Here is an 18,617-nt window from a genome sequence, read left to right on the forward strand (position 1 = left end):
CCATCCCCTTTTTCTATCAATCGGTATAAAAAGTAAAGCCTATTGCGCCCTTTCCAGTATGACACGAAATAATCGGTGTTGTGTAGGCGATGTCAATCAGTGCTTCAGGTGTGTGATCAAGCAGCGCTTTTTTTAGCTTTTCAGCGAGTTCTAATGCATCAGCATGTGCTATCCCAATGGCTTGAACTGTTTTTCCCTTCACCGCCTGTACATACTGTTTTGTCAGATGGCGGACAAGCGCAGAGTAGCTTCTCACATTTGCTTCTGGCGTATATACCCCGTCTGTTAAGCTGGCAATTGGTTTGATGTGAAGAAGTGAGCCGATCAGCGCCTTTCCTCTTCCAATTCTGCCGCCTTTGACGAGATTTTCTAATGTATCGATCGTGACATATAGCTTTGTTTGATGACGGATTTTATCTAATTCTGTGATAATATCTTCACGGCTTGCACCCTTTTTGGCTAGTTCTGCTGCTTTGATGACTTGAAATCCTAATCCATAGGAAATAAAATTCGAATCAATCACCGTGATATTTCCATCTACCATTTTCGAAGCGCTTTCAGCAGTTTGAACAGTACCACTCATTCCACCAGTTAAATGGATACTGATCACTTCGCTTCCATCTGCCGTCAGCTTTTCATATAATTCGACAAATTGACCGATCGCAGGTTGAGACGTTTTCGGCAGTTCCTCAGCGGCCTCCATTTTTTCAATAAATTCATCTGGCTGTATATTCACTCGGTCAATATAATCAACTCCAGAAATGGAGATATTGAGCGGAATCACGTGAATGGAAAGATCATTGATTTTTTCTTGCGGAAGGTCCACAGTTGAATCTGTTACAATTTTAATTTGTTTCACTATCGTCTCATCCTTGCTGTCTTAGTCTTTACTTATGATATTACCTTATTTCCTGCACACTTGAAAACAACTGACCTAACGTTTTTGAAATTGTCACATTTTCTTCATGTCACGAAAAAAATCCTTGCCAAACTGAGCAGCGGCCATTTCAAAATGGCTGCTTACCCCTTTTGACAAAGATTCCTGCTTACGCATTGTGTTTCAGTGTAGGCTCCTGATAGATCTGTTCATATGTGCTCCACTTGACGTTACGTTTCACATCCTCTCTGAAAGAGTACACAGCTCTCTTTCCTTTAGATACATAGACTTTTTTCAAGAAAGCTTCAAGTCTAAAGGTGAGCATGAAACAATACGTCTCATCTCCCTTTAGAACAGGGACTTCTGTTACCTTGATCTGAGCTCCATCCATCCGTCTAAAACATATTGTTTTGAGCAGCACAAACGATCAATCCTCTTTTCCAATTATCTGTTAAGCCTAAATAAATAGGTGGAATAAATCTTGATCTTTATTCACTTCAACATAGTGGAAGCCTTTTTTATCCATCCGCTCAATCAGCGCTGCATAGTCATCTCTTTCTTTCAATTCGATGCCGACTAGCGCAGGACCTTTGCTTCGGTTATTCTTTTTCGTATATTCAAAGCGTGAGATATCGTCATTTGGCCCTAATACTTCATCTAAAAATTCCCGAAGCGCTCCTGCTCTTTGCGGAAAATTGACAATAAAGTAATGTTGAAGCCCTTCATAGATCATCGAGCGTTCTTTGATTTCCTGCATTCTGCCGATGTCATTATTTCCTCCACTGACAATACAGACAACATTTTTCCCTTTGATCTCCTCGCGATGGGCATCTAATGCTGCGATCGGCAATGCGCCAGCCGGTTCTGCTACAATCGCACATTGATTATACAGCTCTAAAATCGTTGTACATACTTTCCCTTCTGGTACAAGACTGATTTTATCGACAACAGACTGAAGCGATGTAAACGTCTTTTCGCCAATCCGCTGAACCGCTGCTCCGTCTACAAACTTATCAATCGAATCAAGTGTCACAACCTCGCCCTTCTCATGTGAGGCATGCAGTGAAGCTGCGCCAAGCGGTTCGACTGCAATGATTTCGGTTTCTGGTGAGATATTTTTGATATATGTACCAACACCAGATAACAGACCTCCACCTCCGACACTTGCAAATAAAAAGTGAGGCTCCACTTCGATATCATTTAAGATTTCGACAGCAGTCGTTCCTTGTCCTGCCATCACATCCAGATCATCAAACGGATGGATAAATTCGCGCTTCTCTTCATCTCCGCATTTTACGGCTTCATGATACGAATCATCAAACGTATCTCCGGTTAAGATAATTTCAACATATTCTTTTCCGAACAGCTCCACTTGTGATACTTTTTGCCTTGGCGTCGTAGCAGGCATAAAGATTTTCCCATGGATGCCTAAATATTTACAAGAATAGGCAACACCCTGCGCGTGATTTCCAGCACTTGCACAGACAATGCCATTTTCTAGTTTATCTTTTGGAAGCTGGCTCATTTTATTAAAAGCGCCTCTTAATTTAAAGGAACGAACTACTTGAAGATCCTCTCTTTTTAAGTAGACATTGCATTCATATCGTTCAGAAAGTCGCTCATTTTTTTGAAGTGGTGTATGAATGACTACATCCTTCAAATTTTGATGGGCTTTTAAGATGTCTTTCACTTGAATTAGCGTATTTTCTTTGAGCAACGGTTTCATGTACAAGATCCTTTCTCTTTAACCTTATTTAATTTGTCATTATAACATGAATATTCAAAAAATAAACCAATAGATCATCGATCCATCATAAATTTTATAAACTTTTTCGTTTTCCTGTACATTTGTTTTAATTGGGTGTTACAATTGAACCAATTAGAACCATAAAGAAAGGAATCACCCAATGGCCACTCAATCATTCGCGTCTATCTATGGAGATCATCAAGATATCAAGCATGCAATTCATCTGGCAAAACAATTTTCGAAAAACGAACAGCCGGTCTTGATAACAGGAGACATCGGCACAGGCAAAACGCTATTCGCCCAAGAAATGGCGAACGTATCTGTTCCACACGCATCACTGACACACATGTATTGTCCCATCTTGAATGAAGAAACCTTACAGAAAGCCTTCACAGAAAAAAACAATCAAATTCTTTATTTAGATGAAATCGGTGCATTAAGTATTTCTATGCAGCACCAGGTCATTCACTTTCTAGAAACGTCACCTGCAACAAAAGTAATCGCTTCTTCGTCTTTATCAATAGAGGCACTCAGGGTTTCTTCTACCTTTTTACCCGAGCTGTTTTATCGTCTGAATGTTCTTCATTTGGCCCTTCCAGCTTTAGCCGAACGAAAAACAGATATTCCTGTGTTAACAAATGCTTTCTTTCAAAAGCTGAACATGGCACCTGATATTGATCCAAGTGTTTGGGAAGCCTTGCAGCTGTATCCATTTGAAGGAAATGTCCAAGAACTCAAAAATATCGTTCATTACGCTGCGTCCATACTCGAAGGCCACACGGTATTTTTACATCATTTACCGCCCTTTGTGTTAGCACCTCTTCCCTCAGTCGTGAAAGGTAAAAAGGAAGAACACCAGCTCACACTAATGGAAAAACAAGAGTTTGTTTTCTTGCTGGAAGCCATTAAATCTCTCAATGAAAAAGGAGAAGCAGCCAGCAGGCGCATCTTGTCTGAATTAAGCAAACAAGGAGACATCCCGCTGACCCCTCAGCAGGTGCGAAACCGCTTAGATGATCTTGAGAAAAAAGCATACGTGACGAAAGGAAAAGGCAGGGCCGGAACGAAGATTACACTTGAAGGTCTTTCATTCCTGAAGTCGCTTGATGGTTATATACCGGTTCAATAAAAGGAGGACATCCATTGTTTACTGTAAAAGAAGAAATTGCAAACGCCATTACACATGGCATTGGTGTTATTTTATCCATTCCAGCTATTGTGTTTCTCGTCTTATTCGCTGTTCAATACGGCACCGTCACAGACATTATCAGTTTTTCGATATTTGGTGCATCCATGCTGCTGCTCTATTTAAGCTCAACCCTGCTTCATAGCATTCGGCACAAAAAAACAAAAGATATTTTTGAAATCCTCGACCACTCGGCTATTTATGTATTGATTGCTGGTACATATACACCCTTTTTACTTGGACCACTAAAAGGTGCACTGGGTTATACGCTCCTTGCGATTGTATGGGCGCTTGCTGCTGGTGGGATTGTCTTTAAAATCTTTTTCGTCAAACGCTTTATTATCGTATCTACCCTTGTCTATTTATTGATGGGCTGGATGATCATCATTGCCATCAAACCGCTTTATATCCAATTAACAGGTGCAGGTTTTGGACTCTTGCTGTTAGGCGGTATATTATATTCAGTCGGAACCATCTTTTATATTTGGCGAAAAATCCCCTATCATCATGCGATTTGGCACAGCTTTGTTCTCGGCGGCAGCGCCTCGATGTTCTTCTGTATTTTATTCTATTGCGTAAACATTCCTGCTGCATGAAAAAAACCAGCATCCACTATTCGGATGCTGGTTTTTTCTATGCACGCTTTTGTGCGTAATCACTGATCATGACAGGAGCTTTAATATGAATATCGACATTAACAGGACGCAGTCTTTTCACGATCTTCCCAGTTAAAAGACGATCCGTTCCGCTAGTTTCAATCGGTACAAGCGGACAATCGTATTCTTCAGCAAGTGCTTCTGCAATGTGACGATACGCTTCTGAAAGCAATAGACTCTGCCCAGACATGATTCTTTCCTTTGCTTCTTCTAATAAGACCTCATCCGTTTGATTCTGATGGATAACCGCCATTTTTTTCAGCCATTTTTTTAAAATCGGATACCGAAAGAGCTTCGGCTTTGCCATAAAAGCAAATGGCTTCTCAAGGTGGCCGATCAATAATGTCGTCGTGACTGGATTCAGCTCTTTTGTGACATAAATAACCGGGCCATCTGGCAGCTTCTTTTGCTGATGAATGGTCATGACTGATCCTGATTGATCAATACATCCCCGGGCAAACCTTTTTGCATGCTCATGAATGAGATGCATTCGTTTCGTATAGGAAATGCGTGGATCCGTTAATTCATGATCGTACAAATGCCTCATACTTTTTAAAAAGGATACAACAACATAAATCGTTAAAAACCAATAACGAAACAACCGTACTCCTCCTACTCACTTATCCTTTTTTGTCATAGACGACAAATTCATAATTGTAGGGGTTCTTTTCGTCACGATGGCCTTTTTCGCGTGATACAATCGTCCATTCATCTTCATTGTAATACGGGAAATAGCGGTCTCCTTCAAACGCATGGTGAATGTGCGTGATATAGAGACGATCCGCATATGGCATCATTTCTTCATACAGCTTAGACCCGCCAATGATAAATAGCTCTGTCTCGCTTTCCGCAATTGCCAAAATGTCAGCAATTGAATGAACAACCTCGCATCCTTCTGCTTTAAAAGAAGAACTTGTGGTCAGCACAATGTTTCGGCGGTTAGGCAGCGCTCGTCCAATCGATTCAAAGGTTTTTCTGCCCATGACAATCGTATGACCGCCTGTGACTTTTTTAAAATACGCTAAATCTGCTGGTAAATGCCAAGGCATTTGATTATCTTGACCAATGACTCTATCTTCTCCTGTCGCCGCAATCATGGAAATCATACACTGACTTCTCCTTTAATATGCGGATGCGGATCATAGTTCTCAAGCACAAAATCATCAAAGGTAAAATCAAAAATGCTTTTTACATTTCTCGTAATACGAAGCGTAGGAAGCGTACGTTCCTCGCGCTCTAGCTGCATTTTCACCTGTGGAAGATGATTTTGGTAAATATGAGCATCTCCGAGTGTATGAATAAACTCTCCTGGCTCAAGATTTGTGACTTTGGCAATCATCATCGTTAGAAGAGCATATGAAGCGATATTAAATGGCACGCCTAAAAAGATATCTGCCGATCTTTGATATAGCTGGCAGGAAAGCTTCCCGTTTGATACGTAAAATTGAAACAGACAATGACAAGGAGGCAGCGCCATTTGATCAATTTCCCCCGGGTTCCAAGCACTGACGATCAGTCGTCTTGAATTCGGGTTGTGCTCAATATCATGAATCAGCTTTGCGATCTGATCCACTGTCTCGCCGTCTCCGCTCGCCCATGATCTCCACTGTGCACCGTACACACGGCCCAGCTCTCCATTTTCATCTGCCCATTCGTTCCAAATCCGGACACCATTTTCTTGAAGATATTTGACATTTGTATCACCTTTTAAAAACCAAAGCAACTCATGAATGATTGATTTCAGGTGTAATTTCTTTGTGGTTAAAAGAGGAAACCCTTCCTGTAAATCAAATCTCATCTGGTAACCGAACGTGCTGATTGTACCTGTACCCGTTCTGTCACCTTTTTCATCCCCGTGCTGTAATACATGACGGCATAACTCTTTGTATTGTTTCATTTTTTTCATCCTTTATTTATGTTCTTTTTGTAGTTTACCTTATTTCAGCTTTTCTTGAAACCAAAAAAACATGCCTGCATGATGAGCAGACATGTTTTTCTTTTTATGCTTGATTCACTCGTTCCTGCTCTTCATCCTTAATATCTTGGTGTGAGTGAGCAATACGGCTTGCAGCTGCTGCGGCAAGTGCAGCGACTAGGTCATCAAGGAAAGTATGCACTTCACCTGGACGGCCTTCATCTAATTCACGAATAATACCAAATTTCTCTTTATCTAAATAACCGAAGTTGGTCAAACCGATTGATCCATATACATTGACAATGGAAAGCGGAATAATCTCATCAATTCCATATAGCGGCTCATCTGTTTCAACTAAGTGCTGTAAAGGTTCTGGCAAAAGCTTTTTTTCTGCCAGCTGATCAAGGGCAAGTCCTGTTAAAACTGCATGGACAATTTCTCTTTTATTCAGCACTTTTTCAACATTTTCAATACAGACACTAAGTGGAAGGTTTGGATGATATTTTTCTTGGAGCTTCAGCACAATGTGTGCGATATCTTCAATTTTCACTCCGCGATCGTTTAACATTTGTTTTGTAATCTGCACCATTTCGTTCATTGTATATTTTTTCAATTGGCATGACATCTCCTTCTAGTGGCTCATCCAGCTCGGCGGGGTGTTTTTGTCCCAGTAAATATTACCGAGTTCATGATGCGTCTGGAATCCATCTTCTGCTGTATGGTAATGAAAGTTAAACCAATATCCGCTGTGAGGCGGCTGATCTCTTCTGACATGAAAACGGAGCAAATCTTCTCCGGTCTTGCGGTTGTAAATGTGGAAGATTTTTTCGCCATTTCCGCTTGAAGGCTGATCAGTTATCACAACATCTTGAAATTTTTCGTCATCTTTGAAATTTGTTAAATAGTCGGTTAACACTTGTTCAATCTTCGGCTGAATCTCTTCTCTGTACTCGTCCTCAATGACAGGTGTGATTTTACGGCCAAATTTGAGAAAGGATTGATTTTCTGCACTTGACAGCACCTCTTGCTTATATTGCTCAAAGGGGTCTATCTGCTCTTTGCTTTCCTCTTGCGTTAGTTCCCAGCTGCGCAATTCATCTGATGTATCATAAACAGCTGTATAAGGCGTTTGATCAGATGAAGAAAGTTCAGAGGGCTTGTCTGTCATCAAAGCCGACGGAGGAGAGACTAAACCAAAAGTTGCAATCGTAAAGAGCACAACAAGCGTTTTTCTCATCCACATCTTCATGATATCTAATTCCTTCCATAAGTTATCATACTGCTATTCTAGCATATAATGAATTTTCAGTCATTCAATTTGGTCACCGATTTGAGACTTTCTTTTTTATAATAAAACGTTTACAATGGCAGTAAGGGCGACTAAAATTTGGGAGGAATGGGTATGCTTGAAGGGTTTTTTATTACGGCTTCCTTGCTGACATTATTTTATTTTGTCTATATGGAGATTACAGATTAAAAGCCCTGAATAAGGGCTTTTTTAGATGATTGACAGGAATTAAAAAGAATTGTCTGCACACCTGAACCTTTAGCGAGGGCTTTTTTCTTTCTCAATATATCCATAATGAAATTGGGCGGTTTTTCGTTTTAAAACGTGAAATTGATAGGAGTCTGCTAGAAATCGGGTACTTTTCCAATGATCTTTTAAAACCACTCTTTTTCTCGCCACTCTCAGTGCTTCTTGGACGGCTGTTTCGTGGTCAAAGTGGTGCTCTGCCGCATGACGGAGCGGTGCGATACTTGCAGATTCTTGAATCGTCTCCTCAAACATCGGGTCAAAATAGACGACATCAAATGATTCATCAGAGAGCTTTTTTAGCTGCTCGATACTGTCTCCACTTACAACAGATATCCGCTTCATCGCTTCATCGGCCTCTCTTACTCCTGTCTCCCATGTATTTAGACCTTCTCGCACTAGCAATGCTGTCATCGGATTCTTTTCGATACCGACGACCCTTCCATCCGTACCTACTCGTAGGCTTGCTGTAATGGCATCTGATCCTAAGCCAAGCGTACAATCTAAAAAGGAATCGCCCGGCTGAAGCTGCGTGGCTTCGATTAAAGGATCCTTTTCTCCGCGCATGAGCCGCTTCACCCTGAACATCGCTGAGCTTGGATGGAAGAAGAACTTTTCACCATTTGGCTGATACCATTCGAATCTTTCTTTCCCCACAACAAGGACGTCTCCTCGTTTCATCGCAAGCTGCTTGACGGATTGTTTGCGCCTTTCTACATACTCACCATGTAAATCCTCTGCAAGGGCTTTTGCTGTTTCAATTGTTTGTTCATTTGCTCTAAAGCTTGTTGTGATAAGCATGCGGTTCCTCCATCATGATCAAGAAAAAATGCCCTGATTTGATCACAGGACATTTCAACATGTGTATTAGCAATGTTTTTCGAATGCAGATAAGACGTTGTTCATGATGTCTTCCATTTCATGACCTTCAATTTCGTCACGCGGAATAAAATGAACGAGTTCATTTCCTTTTAAAAGTGCCATAGATGGAGACGATGGCTCTTCGCCTGTGAAGTATTCTCTCATTTTTGCCGTTGCTTCCCTGTCCTGACCAGCAAAAACTGTGACAATTCGATCTGGTGTTTTTTCTGCCTTCATCACAGCTTGTGTAGCAGCTGGGCGTGCTAAGCCGGCAGCGCACCCGCATACAGAATTGACAACGACAAATGTCGTTCCTTCTGCTTCTTGCATCGTTTGTTCTACTTCTTCTTCCGTTGTTAGTTCTTGAAATCCTGCACTTGTCAGCTCTTGACGCATCGGTACAACGAGCTGGCGCATGTATTCTTCATATGCCATTGACATAAAAAAGCCCCCTCTATAATCCTTATGTTGTGAATAAAGGATACTATAGAGAGAGCCAATTTTCAAATGTTCGATATCAGATTAAATTTTCATGATTCCGCCTGTATTGGCTGATGTCACAAGTTTTGAATATCTAGCAAGATAACCCGTTTTTACTTTTGGCTCAAAGCCTTTCCAGTTTGCTTTTCTTCTTTCCCATTCTTCCTCTGGAACATCTACGCTTAAAATGCGCTGCTCGATATCGACAACGACATGGTCACCATTTTCAACAAAGGCAAGCGGGCCGCCCTCAGCTGCCTCTGGAGAGACGTGTCCAATAGACAATCCGCGAGAAGCGCCGGAAAAACGTCCGTCTGTAATTAAAGCAACCTTTGGTCCAAGACCCATGCCGACGATTTGTGAAGTAGGTGCAAGCATTTCAGGCATGCCAGGTCCGCCTTTAGGTCCTTCGTAGCGAATGATGACAACATGTCCTGCTTCTACTTTTCTATTAATGATACCTTCAAGGGCTTCTTCCTGGGATTCAAATACGATCGCAGGCCCCTCGTGGCGTGTGATCCCGTCTTGTACCCCGCCCGTTTTAATGATGGCTCCATCTGGCGCAAGGTTTCCAAATAAAACGGCTAAGCCGCCTTTTTCAGTAAATGGCTTGTCAATTGGATAAATGACGTTATAATCTTTTACCTCATGCCCCGCAATGTTCTCGCCAAGCGTTTTCGCAGTGACGGTCATTGTATCTAAATGAAGAGCTCCTTCTTTTTTAGACAATTCATTTAGTGCCGCTGTAACGCCGCCTGCTTCATGTAAATCCTCAATATAAACGTCTGAAGCTGGAGCAAGTTTCGATAAATGAGGCACACGTTCTGCTACCTCATTGATACGTTCAAGTGAATATTCAACACCTGCTTCATTCGCAATTGCCAATGTGTGAAGAACGGTATTGGTTGAACCACCAAGTGCCATATCTAATGCAAATGCATTATCAATTGCTTTTTCAGTGACAATATCCCGTGGTTTAATATCTTTTTTGATGAGCTCCATGAGTTGTTTTGCAGACTTCTTCGCAAATTCTCTTCGCTCTGGTGATGTCGCCAAAATCGTTCCATTTCCAGGAAGAGCAATCCCGAGTGCTTCCGCTAAACAGTTCATTGAGTTAGCTGTAAACATACCTGAACAAGATCCGCAGGTTGGACAGCCAAACTGCTCTAATTCATTTAATTCCTCTTCATTGATTTTACCTGACTGGTATGCACCAACGCCTTCAAACACAGAAGAAAGAGAAATTTTTCTGCCATCACTTGTTCTACCCGCTTCCATCGGTCCCCCGCTCACAAAGACAGTCGGGATATTCACGCGCATCGCTGCCATCATCATTCCTGGTGTGATTTTATCGCAGTTAGGAATACAAACCATTCCATCAAACCAATGAGCAGATACGACGGTTTCCACAGAGTCAGCAATGATTTCACGGCTTGGCAATGAATATCTCATCCCGATATGACCCATGGCAATTCCATCATCGACGCCAATCGTATTGAATTCAAATGGCACTCCGCCAGCTTCACGAATGGCTTCTTTCACAATCTTCCCGAATTCCTGAAGATGGACATGTCCTGGGACAATATCAATATAGGAATTACATACGGCAATAAATGGCTTGCCGAAATCCTCATCCTTTACCCCCGCCGCTCTTAGTAAGCTTCGGTGAGGTGCTCTGTCGATTCCCTGTTTAATCATATTACTGCGTAGTTCTGCCATCTGTTTAAAAAGCCTCCTATACTACAAGTCTTGTTGACTGCATGATTTTGAGTTGATTTTATTTTACAAATTTTCTGTTTATTTAGCCACCTATGAATGACCGATGACTAACATGGCTGCTGAAGCAAGCGCTCAGCAAGGTTCGTGTCATAAAATCTGACCTCCAATATTCTATATTGGTACTACTATATAGAGTTTTTTCGCATATTTCAACAATATTCAAAATAATTTTTCTAAAAAAATTTTTCTGTCTATCGTTTTTAGAAAAACAAGCTGCTTTTCATTGGCAGCTTGTTCATCTTTCTCATCATTCTGATGCATTCTTTCTACTTTCTGTCATTTGCTTCCACACAGAGCCTTTTGCTTCTTCTCCATGCTCAATGCGCTCAATCGCCATTTTCACTTGGAGACTGACTTCAAACTCAGGGTCTTGCTCTGCTTCTTTTAATGCTTCAAGTGCCGTTTCGTCCCCTTCTTCATAAAGGAACATAGCTGCACGCCAGCGGACAAGCTTACTCGGGTCCTTTAATGCTGCGATCATGGCTTCGATAGCACTTGGATCACCAAGGTCAGAAATACAGTCGCCAGCCGTTCTGCGGACCGTCACTGTTTTGTCTTCGAGCCCTTTATATAAAATAGGCAGAATGGCAGGATCTTCAATCATGCCAGCATTCACAACAGCTTGTCTGCGAATAGACGTTTTGGGATCCTCCATTGCTTTCATTAAAACAGGTATATCCTTTAGCTCTGGCTGCATTTGCTCTAAATGGGCAAAACGTTTTTTCCAATCTTCCTCTTGCAGCATGTCTTCTGTTACATCATATGCCTTTCGGTTCACCTGTCTATCTACAGCTTCCTGCCCTTCTTTAACCGCCTCTGTTAATCGAGCTAAACGCTCGTCATCATAGGCTGCTTGCAGCTCTTCTGTGACTTCCTGACCGATATCAGCAAATTCTCCAAAACGAACGCCGTGTTCTTTCCACACACGTTCAAACACGACATTGTCTGAGCTGCTTCTAAGCTTTAAAATGGCTGCTTGAAAACGTTCAGGCATGCCAAACCGCTCTTCTCTTTCACCGTCTGACAGTTTGACCTGCATTGGAATCCCATTAAACATTTGGACAAACACTTTCACTTCACCAAATGTGTCATCGCCTGACTGCGATCCTTCCTGAAGACCTTCTGTTTCTTGTCCAAAGGCTTCTCTGACCTGTTGTAAAATTCCCTGCCAGTCAAACTTTGCATTTCGCTCAACCGCTAAGAAATCTGCAACATGATAAACCCCTTTTACACCTTCAATGCTTAAAATACGCTTAATCATTTCTGGCGCTTCGTCTTTTTGATCCTTTTTGTAGTTGTTGCTTTTACCACCGGCAAGTGCTTCTGTCAAAATAACCTTCATGGTATTCGGACTTGGCGTTGGTTCTATTGCTGTTATTTTCATTGATATATCCTCCTTACATACATAAAGACCCTACTCATCTGTAAGGCCGCATTCTTCTTTCCACTTCTTGATAAATAAACTCATCAATTCATGCCGCTCATCAGCAAGCTGCTTTCCTGCATGAGTGTTCATCAAGTCTTTTAATTTGAGCAGTTTTTCTTCCATATGCTTTAGCACAGAGCCCTGCTGCGTGTCCTCTGTATAATGAGGCTCACCTGTTGCGCCAGCATACGTAAACACTCTAGCGATACCGCTTGCTCCTATCGCATCCAGCCTATCCGCATCTTGAACAATGGCCCCTTCTAACGTCATTGGCCTAAACTGCTTATGCCGATGACGAAAAGACATCGTTGTAATAATGTCCATGATATAGCGGACATCCCGCGTGTCCAATTCCCACAAAAGGAGCTGGTTCTCAAGCTGCTTTTCAGTGACCTTCCATTCACTTGACAGCTTTTCATCAATGACATCATGTACAATCGCCGCCATTTCGATGATAAAAAGAGAGCCGCCTTCCTGATTTGCAATACGAACGGCAAGCTGGCGCACACGAGCAACATGAGTCGCATCGTGTCCAGTCGGTTCATTCTTCAGCCTGTCTGAAACAAAGGAGGCAGCTGCCTCCAATTGTTTTCGCTGCATGACTGTCAGCATCTTATTTGTTAAGCAGAGCAATGATTGAGCTTTCTAATTCTTTTGGTGGTGTTTTCGGCGAGAATCGTTCAATAACTTCTCCGTCTTGGTCCACGATAAATTTTGTGAAATTCCATTTCACTGTTTTTGTCCCAAGCACACCTTTCGCTTCACTTGTTAAATGCTTGAACAGCGGGTGCGCCTCTTCGCCATTGACATCTACTTTCGCAAACATAGGGAAGGTCACTCCATAATTCAAAGAACAGAATTCTTGAATGGCTTCTTCTCCTTCTGGCTCTTGGTTCATAAATTGGTTACACGGAAATCCTAAAATTTCAAGGCCCTTTTCATGATATTGATCATATAGCTCTTGTAATTGTTTAAATTGAGGAGTCAGCCCACATTTGCTTGCTGTATTTACAATAATGAGCACTTTTCCTTTATAATCTGCCATCGATTGTTCCTGACCGTTAATGGTCTTGACCTGAATATCATAAATTGACATCTCATAGCCTCCTAGGATTCACTTTTTCCTATCGTAACATGCTTCTTTTAGAAAATCGCTTTTTATGCTCCCGTTTAAAAGAGTCCTGTCACACTGCCGTCTTCTAATAAATCCATTTCGAGAGCCGCAGGTTTTTTAGGTAAGCCAGGCATTGTCAAAATGCTTCCGGTTAAGGCTACTATAAACCCTGCTCCTACAGATGGTTTTAACTCTCGAATCGTAATGGTAAAGCCTTTAGGTCTGCCGATTAAAGCTGGATCATCCGAAAGAGAATATTGTGTTTTTGCCATACAAACCGGCAAATGAGCCCAGCCGTTTTCCTCAATGGCAGCCAGCTGCTTTCTTGCTTTAGTTGTGAGCGTGACCCCGTCTGCCCCGTAAACCACTTTGGCCACTTTAGATAACTTTCCTTCGATGGAATCGTTCTCTTCATACAAATAGGTAAAGTTGTTCTTTTTCTTTTCAATGAGTGCCGCTAGTTCCTCGGCAAGAGCTGTCCCGCCTTCGCCCCCTTCTTCCCATACATTCACGGCTTTGACTGGATGGCCATGTTTGCCGCACCAATCTTCTATCGCTTGAATCTCTTCTTTTGTATCCGTCATAAACCGGTTTACCGCGACGATATATGGAAGACCAAAAGCTTGCACGGTTTCAATATGCTTTTCTAAATTATGTATACCTTCTAATACGGCGTGTGCATTCTCTTCTTTGAGTTCGGTTTTCTTCATTCCGCCATGCATCTTTAATGCTCTCACTGTCGCCACAATGACAACTGCACCAGGTTTGAAATCACCAGCTCTTGTTTTAATGTGCAGGAACTTTTCTGCTCCAAGATCTGCTCCGAATCCAGCTTCTGTTACGACATAATCAGCTAATTTTGCTGCCATTTTGGTTGCAATTAAACTATTGCATCCATGTGCAATATTAGCAAAAGGACCGCCATGGACAAGGGCTGGGGTTCCTTCAATCGTTTGAACAAGGTTCGGTTTGAGTGCATCTTTTAAAAGTAACGTCAGAACACCTTCATATCCAAGTGCTCCCACAGTGACTGGCTCTCCTTCTTGATTATAGGCAACAACAATAGAAGAAAGACGTTTTTTTAAGTCGTTTAAGTCTTCTGCTAAACAGAGGATCGCCATCATTTCAGAAGCCACTGTAATATCAAATCCGTCTTCTCTAGGATACCCATTTAACTGACCGCCAAGTCCGACAACGACCTGTCTTAATGCACGATCGTTTAAATCAAGCACCCGCTTCCACACAATACGGCGCGTGTCGATGCCGAGTTCATTTCCGTGATGGATATGGTTATCAATAAATGCAGATAGGGCGTTATGTGCAGATGTAATGGCATGAAAATCTCCTGTGAAATGAAGATTGATTTCTTCCATTGGCAGCACCTGTGAATATCCTCCGCCCGCTGCTCCGCCTTTAATCCCCATTGTAGGACCTAATGATGGCTCACGCATCGCAATGATCGCTTTTTTGCCAATTTTTTCGAAGGCTTGACCAAGGCCGACAGTTACGGTGGATTTCCCCTCACCTGCTGGCGTAGGGTTAATCGAAGTGACAAGAATCACGTGTCCTTCTTTTTGTTTCTTTAAACGGTCAAAAATAGTCAAAGAAATTTTCGCTTTTGTGAAACCATAGCATTCTAATTCTTCGTCATGTATTTGCAGCTTTGCTGCGATGTCTTGAATCGGTCTCAGCTTAGCCTTTTGGGCAATGTCAATATCTGATAAATGCTTTGTGATCATAACAAAACGGCCTCCTTTTTTTACAGAAACAGCATTCTTTTTTGCTCTATTTTTCATTGTAACATAATTGAAACATTGAAATATCGCCAGAAAGTTCCTATAATGAAGTGAAATTAGCTTTGGTTCAGGGGGTGGCGAGTTGCCTATTAACATACCAGTTCATCTGCCGGCAAAACAAATACTAGAGAGCGAAAATATTTTCGTCATGGATGAGACAAGGGCATTCAAGCAAGATATCCGTCCTTTGAATATCGTGATCTTAAATTTAATGCCAAAAAAAATACAAACTGAAACGCAGCTGCTGAGAATGCTCGGAAATTCTCCTTTACAAGTGTACTTTACGTTTTTGATTCCAAGTACACATACACCGAAGAATACGTCGAGAGAGCATCTAGATGAATTTTATACGACCTTTGAATCGATTCGCCATAAAAAATTTGATGGAATGATCATCACTGGCGCACCAATCGAGCACTTACCTTTTGAAGAAGTTTCTTATTGGAAAGAACTGCAGGACATTTTGGACTGGAGTAAAACCAATGTGACGTCTACCCTTCATATTTGCTGGGGTGCACAGGCAGGTTTATATCACCATTACGGGATTGAAAAAATCAAGCTTCCCGAGAAAAAATTTGGCGTATTTGAGCATATTGTGAAAGAGAAAAAAGAAAGATTAGTCAGAGGTTTTGATGAAGTATACTATGTCCCACATTCTAGGCATACAGATATTAATACAGAACAATTAAAAAACACGCCGAATTTGAAAGTCTTGAGTATGTCTGAAGAAGCGGGTGTTTGTTTAATTGTTTCAGATGATGATAAACAAGTATTTTTAACTGGACATCCTGAATATGATACAGATACATTGATGCAGGAATATGAAAGAGATTTGTTGAAACATGATACAGTCCAAAAACCTGTCCACTATTTTATAGAAGATGGTGACACATTAATTCCAGTAAATCGCTGGAAAGCCCATGCAACCTTATTGTTTATGAATTGGCTTAATTATTATGTTTATCAAGAAACACCATACGTTTGGGAATAAAATAGACTGTGGTCTGATGATAAATCGTCAAAATGTGTTAAAATACAAATGGCTCTGTCTTCCATTATCAATTGAATCTGTTTGTTTTTTAAAATTAGTTTAATTCTTTCGTAACGAATGATATGCTCTAACTGTTTATATGTTATCTTTATGTATATGTAGACCTATGAGATTAATAGTTTTCGTACGAAGTTTTGTTGTTGTTGATTACATTTGAGGTGAATATTCTTGAATACCAATAAAAAAATATTAATCTTGACCGCAAATTATGGAAATGGACATATGCAGGTAGCAAAAACACTGTATGATGAATGCAAATCCCAAGGGTTTGAACATGTTGTAGTTTCTAATTTGTATCAAGAATCGAATCCCATTGTGTCAGAAGTGACTCAATATTTATACTTGAAGAGCTTTTCCATTGGGAAACAATTTTATCGCTTGTTTTATTACGGTGTAGATAAAATTTACAATAAACGCAAATTTAACATTTATTTAAAAATGGGAAATAAGCGTCTCGATGAATTAATTCAGTTACACAATCCGGACATCATCATTATTACATTCCCAATGATTGTGGTACCAGAATACCGAAACAAAACAGGTAAAGTGATTCCGACTTTTAATGTCATGACAGATTTTTGTCTCCATAAGATTTGGGTACATGAAAACATCGACCGATACTATGTTGCAACCGATTATGTGAAACAAAAATTAGTGGAAATCGGCACACATCCAAGCGATGTCAAGGTGACAGGTATTCCTATTAGACCACAGTTTGAAGCAGACGTGCCAAAATCGATGATCTATAAGAAATATGGATTATCATCAGATAAAAAAGTTCTTCTCATCATGGCCGGTGCTCACGGTGTACTAAAAAATGTGAAGGAATTATGTGAGGCGCTGCTTCTCGACAGTGAAGTACAAATTGTTGTTGTATGCGGAAAGAACGCCGCGCTGAAACAATCGCTTAGCGTTCTTGAACAAGCACACCCAGATCAATTGAAGGCGCTTGGATATGTGGAACAAATTGATGAATTGTTCAGAGTAACAGATTGTATGATTACAAAACCAGGCGGCATTACTTTAACAGAAGCAACTGCAATCGGTGTCCCGGTCATTCTTTACAAGCCTGTCCCTGGACAAGAAAAGGAAAATGCTCTTTTCTTTGAGGATTATGGCGCTGCCATTGTCATTAACAGACATGAAGACATTTTAGAATCTGTGACCAGCTTACTGCAGGATGAAGAAAAATTAGAAACAATGAAACAAAACATGAAAAAACTGCACTTAAAACAATCTTCCCAAACCATTTTGGAAGATATCGTCGAGCAGTCAGATCTCATCATGAATAACAAAACTTATGCTCGCGCATTATCATAAAAAGGTGTCCGTCATTGACGGACACCTTTTTCTTCACCCTTGATTTCCATTTGTTGTGTATACTTCTTCAAACGGCTGAACGACAACAAAGCCGCTTCCGGTAAACTTCATTTGAATGGACTCTCCGCTTCCCCTGCCAATAAAAGTTTTAAAGGAAACATCTGTCACAAATTCAGTTTTTAAATCCCCTGACCACGCAACAGTCGCATTCGGATCTGTATAAACAGAGTCACCCGGCTGAACAATGAGTGTCAGCGGCTCATAATGACTTGTGATTGCTACTAAGCCCGGCCCTTCTAATTTGACATTAAATAATCCACCTGCAAGCATGCCAGACACTTTTTTCATCAATTTGATATCCCAGCGGACAGATGGTTCAAACGCGAGCAGATCGTTTCCATTCACAAAAATGGATTCTCCTTGAGCCAAACGAAGAATCGAGATTTTTTTACCTTGATCTGCCACATATAATTTCCCATCACCTGTCGCCTTCATTAGTGAGGTGCCTTCTCCTGAGAGCATTTTTTTGAACATTTTTGAGACGCCGTGCTCAAAAACACCTTCACGTTCAAATTTGATTTTCCCTCGATAGGAAACCATGGAACCCGTTTTTGCCCAAATCGTGTCAGTCAAATTAATTTCTAAAAGTCTTGATGTTTCAAGTTCGAAGACACCTTCTCCTTTATCTTCTTGCTGCGTATTCTGAACAAATTCTTCAAGTGTATAACGATTCATGATTGCACCTCTTTCTGTATTTTTTTTATATACGGACAAGCTGCACGTGAGGTTCCGAAAAGAACGTTTTATATTTCACTGTTATTCACCAAAAAACAAAAAAATCAAACATTCTGCTCAAAATTTGGCTCGCCTGCTTG

The 18,617-nt window shown here is 41.1% G+C and carries 20 protein-coding genes; 4 read left to right on the top strand and 16 right to left on the bottom strand.

Annotated elements, in window-relative coordinates; genetic code table 11:
• Window positions 1-16 precede the first annotated feature (16 nt).
• From AAZR19_RS13455 to ilvA, 3 genes are all read right to left on the bottom strand, one after another.
• Window positions 17-859 (bottom strand): DegV family protein, encoded by an 843-nt coding sequence (locus AAZR19_RS13455; protein WP_024422727.1) that lies wholly within the window; start codon window positions 857-859, stop codon window positions 17-19.
• Window positions 860-1,046: 187 nt separating this feature from the next.
• Window positions 1,047-1,298 (bottom strand): YpmP family protein, encoded by a 252-nt coding sequence (locus AAZR19_RS13460; RefSeq protein ID WP_076841082.1) that lies wholly within the window; start codon window positions 1,296-1,298, stop codon window positions 1,047-1,049.
• Between the two features lie 36 nt (window positions 1,299-1,334).
• Window positions 1,335-2,603 carry a threonine ammonia-lyase IlvA gene (gene ilvA / locus AAZR19_RS13465; RefSeq protein ID WP_025093104.1) on the bottom strand — a complete coding sequence of 423 codons (1,269 nt, stop codon included), beginning with the start codon at window positions 2,601-2,603 and terminating at the stop codon, window positions 1,335-1,337.
• Window positions 2,604-2,784: 181 nt separating this feature from the next.
• On the opposite strand from ilvA, the gene AAZR19_RS13470 reads away from it, so the two are divergent.
• Both AAZR19_RS13470 and trhA read left to right on the top strand, forming a co-directional pair.
• On the top strand, window positions 2,785-3,753 hold the full coding sequence (locus AAZR19_RS13470; RefSeq protein WP_076841083.1) for a sigma 54-interacting transcriptional regulator: 969 nt from the start codon (window positions 2,785-2,787) through the stop codon (window positions 3,751-3,753).
• 14 nt (window positions 3,754-3,767) lie between these two features.
• Window positions 3,768-4,406, top strand: coding sequence for a PAQR family membrane homeostasis protein TrhA (trhA, locus tag AAZR19_RS13475; protein ID WP_024428144.1), 639 nt, complete (start codon window positions 3,768-3,770; stop codon window positions 4,404-4,406).
• A gap of 37 nt (window positions 4,407-4,443) precedes the next feature.
• On the opposite strand, the gene AAZR19_RS13480 is transcribed toward trhA, so the two are convergent.
• The 12 genes from AAZR19_RS13480 to AAZR19_RS13535 all read right to left on the bottom strand — a co-directional run bounded on the left by AAZR19_RS13480 (window position 4,444) and on the right by AAZR19_RS13535 (window position 15,314).
• Window positions 4,444-5,067, bottom strand: a complete 624-nt coding sequence (locus AAZR19_RS13480) for a lysophospholipid acyltransferase family protein (protein ID WP_434703488.1) — start codon at window positions 5,065-5,067, stop codon at window positions 4,444-4,446.
• Between the two features lie 19 nt (window positions 5,068-5,086).
• Window positions 5,087-5,572 (bottom strand): type 3 dihydrofolate reductase, encoded by a 486-nt coding sequence (gene folA / locus AAZR19_RS13485; RefSeq protein ID WP_041109543.1) that lies wholly within the window; start codon window positions 5,570-5,572, stop codon window positions 5,087-5,089.
• Complete coding sequence (locus AAZR19_RS13490; protein WP_434703490.1) at window positions 5,569-6,363, bottom strand: thymidylate synthase; 795 nt, start codon at window positions 6,361-6,363, stop codon at window positions 5,569-5,571. The genes folA and AAZR19_RS13490 overlap by 4 nt, the downstream gene beginning before the upstream one ends.
• 103 nt (window positions 6,364-6,466) lie before the next feature.
• Window positions 6,467-6,994 carry a phosphatidylglycerophosphatase A family protein gene (locus tag AAZR19_RS13495; RefSeq protein ID WP_024428140.1) on the bottom strand — a complete coding sequence of 176 codons (528 nt, stop codon included), beginning with the start codon at window positions 6,992-6,994 and terminating at the stop codon, window positions 6,467-6,469.
• An 18-nt stretch (window positions 6,995-7,012) separates the two neighbouring features.
• A complete protein-coding gene (locus tag AAZR19_RS13500; RefSeq protein WP_076841085.1) occupies window positions 7,013-7,630 on the bottom strand; it encodes a YpjP family protein in 618 nt (205 codons plus the stop codon).
• Window positions 7,631-7,927: 297 nt separating this feature from the next.
• The gene (locus AAZR19_RS13505) at window positions 7,928-8,716 is read right to left on the bottom strand and encodes a class I SAM-dependent methyltransferase (protein WP_041109546.1); all 789 of its coding nucleotides are present in this window, start codon (window positions 8,714-8,716) and stop codon (window positions 7,928-7,930) included.
• 66 nt (window positions 8,717-8,782) lie between these two features.
• Window positions 8,783-9,217: a BrxA/BrxB family bacilliredoxin gene (locus AAZR19_RS13510; RefSeq protein WP_024422738.1), complete on the bottom strand. Its 435-nt coding sequence runs from the start codon at window positions 9,215-9,217 to the stop codon at window positions 8,783-8,785.
• A gap of 81 nt (window positions 9,218-9,298) precedes the next feature.
• Window positions 9,299-10,975, bottom strand: coding sequence for a dihydroxy-acid dehydratase (ilvD, locus tag AAZR19_RS13515; protein ID WP_024422739.1), 1,677 nt, complete (start codon window positions 10,973-10,975; stop codon window positions 9,299-9,301).
• Window positions 10,976-11,282: 307 nt separating this feature from the next.
• The gene (locus AAZR19_RS13520; protein ID WP_034280519.1) at window positions 11,283-12,419 is read right to left on the bottom strand and encodes a conserved virulence factor C family protein; all 1,137 of its coding nucleotides are present in this window, start codon (window positions 12,417-12,419) and stop codon (window positions 11,283-11,285) included.
• 30 nt (window positions 12,420-12,449) lie between these two features.
• Window positions 12,450-13,061: an HD domain-containing protein gene (locus AAZR19_RS13525; RefSeq protein ID WP_242056736.1), complete on the bottom strand. Its 612-nt coding sequence runs from the start codon at window positions 13,059-13,061 to the stop codon at window positions 12,450-12,452.
• Window positions 13,062-13,074: 13 nt separating this feature from the next.
• On the bottom strand, window positions 13,075-13,557 hold the full coding sequence (locus AAZR19_RS13530) for a glutathione peroxidase (protein WP_041109551.1): 483 nt from the start codon (window positions 13,555-13,557) through the stop codon (window positions 13,075-13,077).
• A 74-nt stretch (window positions 13,558-13,631) separates the two neighbouring features.
• Window positions 13,632-15,314 (bottom strand): formate--tetrahydrofolate ligase, encoded by a 1,683-nt coding sequence (locus AAZR19_RS13535; protein WP_076841086.1) that lies wholly within the window; start codon window positions 15,312-15,314, stop codon window positions 13,632-13,634.
• Between the two features lie 139 nt (window positions 15,315-15,453).
• Here AAZR19_RS13535 and metA point away from each other — a divergent pair, with 139 nt between their 5' ends.
• Entirely contained in the window at window positions 15,454-16,362 is a 909-nt protein-coding gene (gene metA / locus AAZR19_RS13540; protein WP_024428133.1) for a homoserine O-acetyltransferase MetA, read from the top strand.
• Window positions 16,363-16,590: 228 nt separating this feature from the next.
• The gene (locus tag AAZR19_RS13545; protein ID WP_041109555.1) at window positions 16,591-17,742 is read left to right on the top strand and encodes a diglucosyl diacylglycerol synthase; all 1,152 of its coding nucleotides are present in this window, start codon (window positions 16,591-16,593) and stop codon (window positions 17,740-17,742) included.
• 33 nt (window positions 17,743-17,775) lie between these two features.
• On the opposite strand, the gene AAZR19_RS13550 is transcribed toward AAZR19_RS13545, so the two are convergent.
• The gene (locus tag AAZR19_RS13550) at window positions 17,776-18,477 is read right to left on the bottom strand and encodes an AIM24 family protein (protein ID WP_024422745.1); all 702 of its coding nucleotides are present in this window, start codon (window positions 18,475-18,477) and stop codon (window positions 17,776-17,778) included.
• Window positions 18,478-18,617 lie beyond the last annotated feature (140 nt).

Source organism: Bacillus sp. Je.9.29.b (assembly GCF_051129925.1).
GTDB lineage: Bacteria > Bacillota > Bacilli > Bacillales > Bacillaceae > Bacillus > Bacillus safensis.

Coding starts and splice junctions, on each gene's coding strand:
- ilvA (WP_025093104.1), bottom strand. CDS start 2,603: ATGAAACCGTTGCTCAAAGAAAATACGCTAATTCAAGTGAAAGACATC.
- AAZR19_RS13470 (WP_076841083.1), top strand. CDS start 2,785: ATGGCCACTCAATCATTCGCGTCTATCTATGGAGATCATCAAGATATC.
- folA (WP_041109543.1), bottom strand. CDS start 5,572: ATGATTTCCATGATTGCGGCGACAGGAGAAGATAGAGTCATTGGTCAA.
- AAZR19_RS13490 (WP_434703490.1), bottom strand. CDS start 6,363: ATGAAACAATACAAAGAGTTATGCCGTCATGTATTACAGCACGGGGAT.
- AAZR19_RS13500 (WP_076841085.1), bottom strand. CDS start 7,630: ATGAAGATGTGGATGAGAAAAACGCTTGTTGTGCTCTTTACGATTGCA.
- AAZR19_RS13505 (WP_041109546.1), bottom strand. CDS start 8,716: ATGCTTATCACAACAAGCTTTAGAGCAAATGAACAAACAATTGAAACA.
- AAZR19_RS13510 (WP_024422738.1), bottom strand. CDS start 9,217: ATGTCAATGGCATATGAAGAATACATGCGCCAGCTCGTTGTACCGATG.
- ilvD (WP_024422739.1), bottom strand. CDS start 10,975: ATGGCAGAACTACGCAGTAATATGATTAAACAGGGAATCGACAGAGCA.
- AAZR19_RS13520 (WP_034280519.1), bottom strand. CDS start 12,419: ATGAAAATAACAGCAATAGAACCAACGCCAAGTCCGAATACCATGAAG.
- AAZR19_RS13525 (WP_242056736.1), bottom strand. CDS start 13,061: ATGCAGCGAAAACAATTGGAGGCAGCTGCCTCCTTTGTTTCAGACAGG.
- AAZR19_RS13530 (WP_041109551.1), bottom strand. CDS start 13,557: ATGTCAATTTATGATATTCAGGTCAAGACCATTAACGGTCAGGAACAA.
- AAZR19_RS13535 (WP_076841086.1), bottom strand. CDS start 15,314: ATGATCACAAAGCATTTATCAGATATTGACATTGCCCAAAAGGCTAAG.
- AAZR19_RS13550 (WP_024422745.1), bottom strand. CDS start 18,477: ATGAATCGTTATACACTTGAAGAATTTGTTCAGAATACGCAGCAAGAA.